General features: G+C 35.4%; 10 protein-coding genes. 1 reads left to right on the top strand and 9 read right to left on the bottom strand.

The features are described 5' to 3' along the window. Positions 1–46 precede the first annotated feature (46 nt). Both Xinn_RS19200 and Xinn_RS19205 read right to left on the bottom strand, forming a co-directional pair. Positions 47–991 (bottom strand): integrase domain-containing protein, encoded by a 945-nt coding sequence (locus Xinn_RS19200; RefSeq protein ID WP_099137752.1) that lies wholly within the window; start codon positions 989–991, stop codon positions 47–49. Between the two features lie 1054 nt (positions 992–2045). Further along, on the bottom strand, positions 2046–2381 hold the full coding sequence (locus Xinn_RS19205; RefSeq protein ID WP_143706515.1) for a DUF6201 family protein: 336 nt from the start codon (positions 2379–2381) through the stop codon (positions 2046–2048). Positions 2382–2637: 256 nt separating this feature from the next. Between Xinn_RS19205 and Xinn_RS19210 the strand changes: the two genes are divergently transcribed. Next, positions 2638–2985, top strand: coding sequence for a hypothetical protein (locus tag Xinn_RS19210; protein ID WP_086954023.1), 348 nt, complete (start codon positions 2638–2640; stop codon positions 2983–2985). Between the two features lie 129 nt (positions 2986–3114). Here the strand turns inward: Xinn_RS19210 and Xinn_RS19215 are convergent, their stop codons facing one another. The 7 genes from Xinn_RS19215 to Xinn_RS19245 form a co-directional block, all read right to left on the bottom strand. Further along, positions 3115–3315 carry a hypothetical protein gene (locus Xinn_RS19215; RefSeq protein ID WP_086954024.1) on the bottom strand — a complete coding sequence of 67 codons (201 nt, stop codon included), beginning with the start codon at positions 3313–3315 and terminating at the stop codon, positions 3115–3117. A 68-nt stretch (positions 3316–3383) separates the two neighbouring features. After that, positions 3384–5480, bottom strand: a complete 2097-nt coding sequence (locus Xinn_RS19220; RefSeq protein ID WP_086954025.1) for a peptidase domain-containing ABC transporter — start codon at positions 5478–5480, stop codon at positions 3384–3386. Then, complete coding sequence (locus Xinn_RS19225) at positions 5473–6747, bottom strand: HlyD family secretion protein (RefSeq protein WP_099137753.1); 1275 nt, start codon at positions 6745–6747, stop codon at positions 5473–5475. Before Xinn_RS19225 ends, Xinn_RS19220 begins: the two co-directional genes overlap by 8 nt. Before the next feature lie 276 nt (positions 6748–7023). After that, complete coding sequence (locus Xinn_RS19230; RefSeq protein ID WP_086954027.1) at positions 7024–7227, bottom strand: hypothetical protein; 204 nt, start codon at positions 7225–7227, stop codon at positions 7024–7026. An 83-nt stretch (positions 7228–7310) separates the two neighbouring features. Continuing rightward, positions 7311–7511: a hypothetical protein gene (locus Xinn_RS19235; protein ID WP_086954028.1), complete on the bottom strand. Its 201-nt coding sequence runs from the start codon at positions 7509–7511 to the stop codon at positions 7311–7313. Positions 7512–7596: 85 nt separating this feature from the next. Further along, positions 7597–7797 carry a hypothetical protein gene (locus Xinn_RS19240; protein WP_086954028.1) on the bottom strand — a complete coding sequence of 67 codons (201 nt, stop codon included), beginning with the start codon at positions 7795–7797 and terminating at the stop codon, positions 7597–7599. Positions 7798–7882: 85 nt separating this feature from the next. Beyond that, on the bottom strand, positions 7883–8083 hold the full coding sequence (locus tag Xinn_RS19245; RefSeq protein ID WP_086954028.1) for a hypothetical protein: 201 nt from the start codon (positions 8081–8083) through the stop codon (positions 7883–7885). Between the last annotated feature and the right edge of the window lie 444 nt (positions 8084–8527).

Below are 8527 nucleotides of genomic sequence, written 5' to 3' on the forward strand. Positions count from 1 at the left end.
TGTGTATAGGTCATAGTGCATTTTCCTTTGGCGAGAAAGATGCCTACTATAGCAACTGACCGCCTTTCTTAGAAATTGCACTTATTAGTCGAATCCAAGAAACCTGATTAATATATCGTCCCCTTCCATCCCCATGACCTAAATCCATTGATACCTGTGCTAATACTTCTTTTTTATTGTATCCAGCGTTCTTATAATGTTCACTTAATTCTTTAGCAACATAATAACGCATACTATGGGGGGCTTTTTTTCCGACTAATCCGGCTGAACGAACTATATTTCTATAACGATCAATTGCCTGATGAATATTTGACTTATCAATTAATTTACCTTCTCGTTCTTTCATTATATTTTCAGCATAAATAATAGCGTCTTTAAGTTGTTCACGATTCAAAATAGTTGTATCTCTAGGCCGACCTCCTTTTGTACCAAAAACAACCCTGACTGAATGATGTCCATTATTTAAAGATTGCTTCCACGTATTTATCGATTTACAAGACTGAACAGCTTCTTTTGTTCTGAGTCCTAAAACATATGCTAATTGTAAAGTTGCCGCGACACCTTTGTCAATTTGCTCTATTTCTTTAAATGCCTGTTTAAATTCATCTGGAGTTAAGGCTTCTTTTGTTCCCATACGACTTGCTCCAGCTATCCCAAGAGAACGATTATTCAATCTATCATTATTTGGATCTGCTAATTTATGTTTTCCTGCTTGCGATAAGATCCCCCGCAATGCAGACATTTCATTTTGCAAAGTTCGGCTACTAATATTTTCAGATTTTCTTTTTTCAATATACCCCTCGATATATTTAATTTTCAAACTATCTAATTGACGTAATTTAATTCCCGAAACGCTCAAATAATTAAGGAACTGCTTGGCTATTCGAGTACGATCAGCAACAGTAGCAAAGCTACCTCCTGCTTTACGGGCGCAAGTAATAAAATCTTTCTTAAATGTTTCTACCTTTGATCGAGACGTTTTTTTATTCATAAAAACCTCAATAGCATTAGGATTATGAATAAAGTTTATTATTCATAATGCTAATGATTTTATCCAAATTGTTAGTTTTTCGTCATTACAGACGTTCCCTGCGTATCGGTTATGTGTGTCATCCTGACAGTCAGATATTGTGTAGCAGGGCGCTATCATGTTGAGTTGTTACAGGAGCGCGCTCTGTGCTCTGCACTGCGCTTGAATGCTCCCCGTTCAGAACCTGTTATCAGGGTGAACGCCTCAATATCTTGACTATTTATCTCCTATTTATCATTAATTTAGATTCATTTATTGAAACTATAAGTTGAATTTTCCCAAGCGACCGTTCGTGAAAACGGGCGCATCGGGCGCTTTGTGAATTATCTAAAACGATCTCTTACAACGTTTTGAAACATTCCAAATGTTGTCTTCATTTGGTAAAACCGTTTGAAAAGACGTCTTAACGTTAGTTTTAATGCGGTCTGGAAGTTTTACGCCTAGCGGCGTCACTTGGTAATCGCTACGCTTTTACACAAGTGACGCCGCTCATCTTTCTGCTCCCAATACCGCCATTCGAAGATGCCGAAAATGCCAAATGTACCAATTGGCATACCGTCATATCGATGTTGGTAAAGGTTGCAAAAGCTCTCGACGTATCTACAAGACACATTACATCGGCAAAGATGTTTGACATGCTTTCACATCAAACAACCCGTTTTGAGGCGGTTCATCCATCTTGATGAACTTCAGTTGATTAGTTTCTTAATCGCTTTAGCGATCTCCGTTTTCAAAGAATAAACGGATTTACCCAGAGTATCTTACTGTCTGCCGTTTCAGGTATGGCAGATAATGCAGTCACCCGAAGGCGTTCCCTCTCAGACTACAAGAACATTGATATTTGCAATCGCCCGAAAGCGTTCCTCTCAGATTGCCAGAACATTGATTGGCTACCATAAGGTAACGTTACAACGATAAAAATCTTACACTGGCAATCTATGTTCGTCAATGATTCAAAACCGACCTACAAAAAACGCCCTATAAGGGCGTTTAATATTAAGTTTAAAATTTATTTTTAATGGAAATATTGGAGTATTTTATTCCACCATTCTCTATTATATACAGCTATAGCATACTCATGCTGGCAAGGCCCACCAGATATATAAAACTCCTCATCTGGTTTATGTTTATATTTTGGTAAAATATGTTCACCTCCATTAAGATCAAGCTCACTAGAAATACAGAAAGGAGAACTTTGGCCTATATAATTATTATTGTTATCATAAAGGATGATATACTCAGGCGGATAGTGAAATACCCATGAATATATTCCAATGATATTTACAGGCAAAACATAACAATACTTAACAACAAAATTATCGTTACTCAGTTCAGAGTTTTTAAATTGCACCGTAAATGTTACATGTAATAAAAAACCACCATAAAAAAACAATAGCAATCACAACATATTTAATAGATTTAATGATTCTCACACAGCACCTTAAATTTCTCAGGTGGTTCTATCCAATATACATAGGAGAAAACAATAAAATCACCACCCTCTGTACTTTTTTTACCCATTTGTTACTGTGTCAATACGCCTCATAGACAAAGGATAAAATTTAACCTAGCATATTGATATAGAAAAATGTCAGAAGAGGGATAAAATGAAGAAAAAAACAGCATCCCGTGGAGAGCGATGGGGAATAAATGTAGCACACTTCTGTAAGTGGCTTTTTAAAAAACTAAAAGCGTGGGATACAGTTTCTGTTAAGAAAGCAAAATCTTTGAATATTCCTGCATGGCTTGGTCATATTCCAGCAATCTTGTTATTCTCATTGGTTATAATCATTATAAGTTTTAGCATAATTATTACTATACTATTAATAACTATTTCTTTGGCTATAATTAACATACTTTCTAATACAGATAACTTAGCTCCCTGGAAACATGGTCATTACGATATAGACGGTTATCATTATCCTGATGGAAGTATTGACCAGAATGATCGATAGTCATTCTAATTATATCGGGTGAAATGTTACGTTTATTATTATAATTTATTGTAATAATAAATGTCCAAAAGAGTTATATCATGATTATGATATAACTCCTGAATTCAATTTAAATTATGCAGATTTAAATTACATTGGTACAGGTGAGAGTAATAAATATGACCCATCATCTTGGCGAAAATAGAACATTCCATTAGATGTCCTGCATAAATTTGAATCTTTTTCTGGATTAACTGAAATGCACTCTCCTACAGGTTCTAATAGAATAGTATCATAATCAAGAGAACCGCCGGATACGCACTCAATGTCTTTTATTTTTAATTCTTTCATTAGTTATTCCTCGCAATGTTATGTTTAAGTGTCATATTTTATTATCGAATAAATTAACCCATAAAAATTCATAACGAAATTACTCTATCTACTGACGCAATGGTTGTTTCCCTATGCGCAATAATAACACGAGTGATATTTAATGCTTTTATCGCTTGATTTACATAATGTTCACTTTCTGTATCTAATGCACTGGTCGCTTCATCCATAAATAATATGCTAGGTTTTCGATAAAGAGATCGAGCAATGAAAAGACGCTGTTTTTGTCCACCTGATAACCCTTCACCTAACTCACCTATTAATGTTTCATAATTCATAGGTAGTGCCATAATAGTTTCGTGAATATAGCTAGCCTTCGTGCATTCAAACATCCATTCCTCATCAATGTTATCGGCAAAACCACAAATATTTTCACGTATTGAACCAGAAAATAATTTGTCATCTTGCATCACGCATCCAACCATCTTACGATAATTGTTAATTCCTAGTTGCTGAATATCTATTTTGTCAATGAATACTTTCCCTGAATCCGGCTCAAATAGTCCACATAATACTTTCATTAGTGTGGTTTTTCCTGCTCCTGAAGGACCAACAATCGCTACGCTTTCTCCTGGTAAAATAGCAATATTGATATTGTTAAAAATCGGTTTAGATTGACTGTCATAGCTAAAACTAAGTTCTTTCGCTTCTAATGAAATCGGAAACATTGAGGCTTGATAATGGTTATTTGGTTTCTGACGTTCCTGCTCATTGAGGGCGATATCTGCAACACGCTCATTATGCAAACTCATCATTCGTAATTGGAACAAAAAATTAGTCAGTGAAATAACTCTGGAGGTGAACTGGCTTCGAAATGCACCAAATGCTACAAACATTCCAATAGTCATTTGATTATCGATAACTAGACCTATTCCTAACCATAAAATTATTATTTGCTCTAGAGCCGTAACAAATGTATCAATACCACCAAAAATCAAATCCATTTTGGTAACTTTTATATTCGAATTAATAGCATCAACCTTCAGATTAACCCAATCAGTACTACGGCGATTGTTCATGGCCTGTATCTTAACAGTTGCTATACCATATAGTGTTTCCATGAAATAAGAACTGGCACGGGCATCTCTAACCAATAATTCTTCAGATATCTGTCGATAATAATTGTAAGTAAATAAACGAACCAAAATATAAACGGCAGTGAATCCCAATACAACCCATGTTAAATAGCCGCCATACAGCAACAGCATGATAAATAAACCTATTACCATGATAATATCCATAATGGCTCCGACAACACTCGTTGTAAACGTTTCACGTAGTGTATTCAGAGATGCGAAACGAGCATGGATATCTCCGAGCTTTCGTCTTTCAAAATAACCCAACGGCAATTTCAATAGGTGCTTAAAGAGTCCTGATTGCCACTGTACATTAATAAGAGTAGACATAACCAATGATGTCCACGCGCGGATCATACTTACGGCTGTGTTAAGCAGTATAAGCAACGTAAGTCCGACACATATTAGCGTTAATAAACCTTGGTCACTGGCAGGAATGACATGATCCATTGCTAACTGTGTTCCAATAGGCAACACAAGATTAATGGTTTCAACCACAATTGACAGGAAGAAAATTTTCGTTAACGTTCCTTTGATACCATGAATACTAGAAAATAACGTTTTTAATTTAATACGATTTTGGGTTTTTTCCGCAGTAAAGGCACTTCCAGGCCAGACCTCAAGCGCAACACCAGTAAACGATTGAGATACTTCTGCCAAACTGACGGTTCTGCGCCCTTGAGCCGGATCATGAATCACAAAAGATTTTTTTTTCACACTAACCAGCACAACAAAATGATTAAAATTCCAATGAAGAATACAAGGCATTCTTAGGGAATTCATATCATCTAAATCTAACGACAGAGCACGACTTTCTAAATTCAGTTGATCAGCAATATCTTTTATCCCAGCTAGTGAGGTTCCACGCGCTGAGAGGTTAAACCGTTGTCTCAGCGTTATCAGGTCAATATTTTTACCATAATACCCTGCAATCATCGCTAGACACGCCATTCCACACTCTGATGTTTCTGTTTGATGGATAACAGGCAAACGATGATATAGCCCGATATCTAATTTACCCAATAGAGATTTCAATGTAATCCTACTCATTGACTGGTCCTTGTATACTGTTTCTCATGTCATAGAATGGTGATAACATCCATTGATAAACTTTCCTTTTTTCGAGAAATAAAGTTGTTTGTGCTTTCATGCCATTTTCCAGCGGCATCGATTTCCCTTTATAATCGACGCTTTGATACTCCGGTTTAACGATGACTTTGTAATAAGGTATCGAAATACCTTGGGTATTTTGAGGGGCGCCCTGATAAGTCTGCATTTCCTGATAAGAAGCTGGGGTTTTTGAGATTAATTCAACAGATGCTGAAAATTGCCCGAACTTCTCAGCCGGAAAAGCTTCATAGCGCACATTCACTTTATCACCCGTTGATATATAGGGAATTGCTTCATTAGGAACCCAAATAACCAGATAGTAATTATTTATTTTTTCAGGAATAATCTGTAATAAACTATCTCCGACATTTACCATTTGCCCCAGAGTAAGACTTAAAGAATCTATCTTCCCATCGGATAAAGCACGAACAATGATTTCTCCTCCTGCATCTGTATTCACTTGTTCTTTTTGTAATTCATATTTCTGAAGTTCCAACTGATAGATGCGGTTATCAAATTCTGCCGCCTGTGTCTGAATTTGACTTTCTAAACTTGTTATTTGTAATAGGTTTTGCGTGTTCTGACCACTGAGACTCAATAAATTATTTTGCTGCTGATAATAATTAGCGGTCTGATTAGTCAATTGATCTTTATTAATCAATCCTCTAGCTTGATAACTTTTATAATTCTCCATGTTATTTTTTGCTATTTTTATACCTTCCTCTGCTCGTTTAATTATCTTAGAAGATTGATTAAACGCCTCAGTGTATTGTTTTTTTTGTTTTTCTAGTGTTTCCAGTGTGTTTTTTTTATTCTCTTTCAGAGTTTCAATCATTTTATCAATTTTCATCAACTGATTTATAATGTCTTTCTTTTGATTATCACTGACCACACCACTTAAAGTGCTTCTGCTCACATCAATCTGATAAATTTCTTGGCCTTTTTTTACCATTTGCCCTTCACTAACAAACTGCTTTACTACAAATCCCTGCACACTTGAATAAACATTCACGGCACGAGGATAAGTGGTAATTTCTCCGCTAACACTTACTCTTCTTGTGTATGAGCCAAATGAAATAAATAGAAGAAAGGTAATAAGGAAAAAAAGACTAAATACACTAATTAACCAAGGGGGTATTCCTGGTAAAAGAATGGCTTTTCCACGCCATTTTTTTTTTCGATTCTCAATCGCCTTCTGACGAAACAATGCAGCCTCCAAATTTCAATAATTAATTTCAAAATCTTTGGTAAAAAATTAATTATATAATTAAAATAAAGAAATTATTAATTTAAACCATGGGTTATTTTAATATAAAAAAATATAAAAAGAGACCATTAAAGAACAGAATTAAATTATTTCCTATATAGGCTTCATTTGTGATTGGATAATTATCGTTAAATTAATTACCCCAAATACGCATGAAGCCTACTTTCAATAGGGTACCGTTAAGAGTTAATACAAATAACTCTTAAACAAGTGACACTACCTACCGTGATTACCAGGAATGAAACCATTAGCGGTTGTAAAACCGGCCAATGTTGCACCTATTAACACCCCTGGAATTCCTCCAGGGATTCCAAGTAAAGCGCCAGTGATAATTGCTGCACCAATGGTGTTAGCTTGTGTAGGAGGAGCACCCCAAGCACCAGAAACATTCTTTAATAACTTATCATCAAGCTCTTTCATATATAATCCTCATTTGTTTTTAGAGTAAAATAAATATTATTTGTCGTTAATAGTTAATACAAATAACTCTTAAACAAGTGACACTACCTGCCGTGATTACCAGGAATGAAGCCAATAGCGGTTGTCACACCAGCCAATGTTGCACCTATTAACACCCCCGGAATACCTCCTGGAATTCCTGCTAGCGTACCAGCGATAATTGCCGCACCAATAGCATTAGCTTGTGTAGGAGGAGCCCAAGCACCAGAAACATTCTTTAATAACTTATCATCAAGCTCTTTCATATATAAACCTCATTTGTTTTTTAGAGTAAAAATAAATATTATTTGTCTTTAATAGTTAATGAAAATAACTCTTAAACAAGTAACACTACCTGCCGTGATTACCAGGAATGAAGCCAATAGCGGTTGTCACACCAGCCAATGTTGCACCTATTAACACCCCCGGAATACCTCCTGGAATTCCTGCTAGCGTACCAGCGATAATTGCCGCACCAATAGCATTAGCTTGTGTAGGAGGAGCCCAAGCACCAGAAACATTCTTTAATAACTTATCATCAAGCTCTTTCATATATAAACCTCATTTGTTTTTTAGAGTAAAAATAAATATTATTTGTCTTTAATAGTTAATGAAAATAACTCTTAAACAAGTAACACTACCTGCCGTGATTACCAGGAATGAAGCCAATAGCGGTTGTCACACCAGCCAATGTTGCACCTATTAACACCCCCGGAATACCTCCTGGAATTCCTGCTAGCGTACCAGCGATAATTGCCGCACCAATAGCATTAGCTTGTGTAGGAGGAGCCCAAGCACCAGAAACATTCTTTAATAACTTATCATCAAGCTCTTTCATATATAAGCCTCATTTGTTTTTAGAGTAAAAATAAATATTATTTTTCGGGAAATAAATAACCTATTGATTTTTCAAAGATATATTTAAACCCAAAAAACAATACACACACCACAAGCACATCATAATAATTTCGAATTTCGTCATTTTGAAAAAAATATAATGATGATTTATTTACGAAAAATATTGAAAGACACAAGCTTACAACATTTGAAACAGCCATCTTCTTAAACTTATTCATATCTAACCTTTCTCTTTATTGATTGTCAACTATAAGGCTCTTCCTACAATAGTAATACATAATAATAAAATCGGGCCGATAGTTTATGCAATAAATAAGAAACATCTCTTGGATTCGACTAATAAGTGCAATTTCTAAGAAAGGCGGTCAGTTGCTATAGTAGGCATCTTTCTCGCCAAAGGAAAATGCACTATGACCTATACACA

Origin of the sequence: Xenorhabdus innexi (assembly GCF_002632485.1) — a bacterium.
Classification (GTDB): domain Bacteria; phylum Pseudomonadota; class Gammaproteobacteria; order Enterobacterales; family Enterobacteriaceae; genus Xenorhabdus; species Xenorhabdus innexi.